We start from the raw sequence: 2244 nt of genomic DNA, 5'->3' as shown, positions 1-2244 counted from the left end.
GCCCGCCGCACCCTCGCACTCGCGGACCGCGCGGCGGCGCCCCGGCACAACTGACGCCCCGTCACGGCCGAGGTGCCGGCGCCCGTCGGGCGCCGCCGTGATGCGCGGCCTCGCCGCAAGCGCTCAGCGGGAGGTGGACCTGACGATCGTGAAGACCGCGCCCTCCGGGTCGGCGACCTTCGCCGCTCGGCCCGTCTCCTCCTCGTGCGGCGGCTGGATGACGTCCCCGCCGAGTTCGGTCACGAGCCGCGCCGCCGCGTCCGTGTCCTCCACCTCGAAGTACGTCATCCAGTGCGAACCCAGCTCGCGCGGGAGGGAGTTGCCCAGGCCGTGCAGCGAGGCGACAGGCCGCCCTGCGAGCCGCAGCGTCAGATAGTCGAAGTCGGCGGAGACGACCGCCTCGGCGTCGTAGCCGAAGACCGCCTGGTAGAACTTGGCGACCGACGACGTCTCCCGGGTCAGCAGCTCGTTCCACGCGGGCGTGCCATGGGACTGCGCGACCGCGGTCCCGGTGTGCGCCCACGCCTGCCAGATGCCGAAGACCGCGCCCGCCGGGTCGGAGGCGATGGCCAGCCGGCCCGCCTTGCCCGCGTCCAGCGGGCCCACGCCGACAGTGCCGCCGCAGCTCCTGATGGTCTCGGCGGTCGAGTCGGCGTCGTCGGTCGCCAGATACGTCGTCCAGGCGATGGGCAGATGCCGGTCGGGCGGCAGCTCGCCGATGCCGGCGACCACCTGACCGTCGAGCGTCCCGCGCACATAGGGGCCGAGCTGCCCGGGGCCCTCCTGGAACTCCCAGCCGAACAGCGCGCCGTAGAACTCCTGGGTCGCGGCCAGGCCGTGCACCATCAGACTCACCCAGCAGGGCGTGCCTGGAGTGCGCCGGATCGCTGCCTCGGTCATCGACTCTCCTCGTGTACCCGGCGGACTCGCGGGGTGCGTCCCTGGGGCGTGTCCGCGAAGTCCCGCTCCGGGTCGCGGGGACACTCCCAAGCAGACTCTCGCACCACCCGGCCCGCCGCGCTTCTCGACTCCACCGCTTTTGGCGTGATCTGGATTCGGTGTTTACCGCGCGTTTTGGCGGCGTTACGCGGCTATGACGGGGTGCGCGAGGATGGCGGTATGACAGCCATCATCACCGCGACGGAACTCGCGGGCGAGTCGGCCGGACCCCGGCCGCCCGTCCTCCTGGACATCCGCTACACGCTGGGCGGGCCGCCCGGCCGCCCCGCGTACGAGGCGGGGCATCTGCCGGGCGCCGTTTACGTCGATCTGGACACCGAACTGGCCGGTGAGCCGGGGCCCGCTGGCCGCCATCCGCTCCCCGACGCTGCCGCTTTCGGCGCCGTGATGCGCCGCGCCGGTGTGTCCGCCGACTCGTCCGTGGTCGTCTACGACGGAGCTCAGGGCTGGTCGGCGGCGCGCGCCTGGTGGCTGCTGCGCTGGGCGGGCCACCACGACGTCCGCGTACTGGACGGCGGTCTCGCGAGCTGGACAGGGCCGTTGTCCACCGAGATTCCGAAGCCCGAGGAGGGCGACTTCCGCCCGGCGCCCGGCGGACTCCCGGTGCTCGACGCGGACGGCGCCGCCGCGCTCGCCCGGCGGGGACTCCTGCTCGACGCGCGGGCCGCCGAGCGCTACCGGGGCGAGATCGAGCCGATCGATCCGGTGGCCGGCCATGTGCCAGGCGCGCACTCCGCTCCTACGAGCGGGAATCTGGCCGAAAATGGCACCTTCCTCCCGACTGCTGATCTTGTGAGCCGGTTCGAGGCGCTGGGTGCCACCCCCGGCACCGAGGTCGGGGTCTACTGCGGCTCGGGCGTGTCGGCGGCCCAGCAGGTGCTGGCGCTGGAGATCGCGGGCATCCCGGCGGCGCTGTACGCGGGCTCCTGGTCCGAGTGGTCGGCGGACACCACCCGCCCGGTCGCCACCGGACCGGACCCCGCCTAGGCCACAGCGGACAGCGCGGTGGCCCGTGCGCATCTGATGCGTACGGGCCACCGCGCTGTCACGTAGAACGAAGCGCGTACGACGAAGCGCTACTCCTGCTTCTTGCGGCGCGTGCCGAAGACGATCTCGTCCCAGCTCGGTACCGCCGCGCGCCTGCCGGGCCGGACTCCGTCCGCCTCGGCCTGCCGGTCCGTCGTGCCGGTGAGCCGGTCGCGGTGACCGGAGACCGAGCGCGGCATGAGCACGTCCGCGTAGGCGGACCCGGCACCGGCCGAAGCCGCGGGCGCCGGCGGCTCC

Annotated in this window: 3 protein-coding genes; 1 reads left to right on the top strand and 2 read right to left on the bottom strand. The window is 73.6% G+C overall.

Going from position 1 to position 2244, the window contains the following annotated elements; translation table 11 throughout:
• Positions 1-123: 123 nt before the first annotated feature.
• Positions 124-900 carry a VOC family protein gene (locus tag HY68_RS00690; RefSeq protein ID WP_041983352.1) on the bottom strand — a complete coding sequence of 259 codons (777 nt, stop codon included), beginning with the start codon at positions 898-900 and terminating at the stop codon, positions 124-126.
• Between the two features lie 219 nt (positions 901-1119).
• Here HY68_RS00690 and HY68_RS00685 point away from each other — a divergent pair, with 219 nt between their 5' ends.
• Positions 1120-1947 (top strand): sulfurtransferase, encoded by an 828-nt coding sequence (locus tag HY68_RS00685; RefSeq protein ID WP_041983351.1) that lies wholly within the window; start codon positions 1120-1122, stop codon positions 1945-1947.
• 89 nt (positions 1948-2036) lie between these two features.
• Here the strand turns inward: HY68_RS00685 and sepH are convergent.
• A partial coding sequence (gene sepH, locus HY68_RS41755) for a septation protein SepH (protein ID WP_241778444.1) occupies positions 2037-2244 on the bottom strand: 208 nt, incomplete at its 5' end.

The sequence above is a fragment of the Streptomyces sp. AcH 505 genome (assembly GCF_000818175.1).
GTDB lineage: Bacteria > Actinomycetota > Actinomycetes > Streptomycetales > Streptomycetaceae > Streptomyces.
This window is presented reverse-complemented; position numbering and strand designations above follow the sequence as displayed.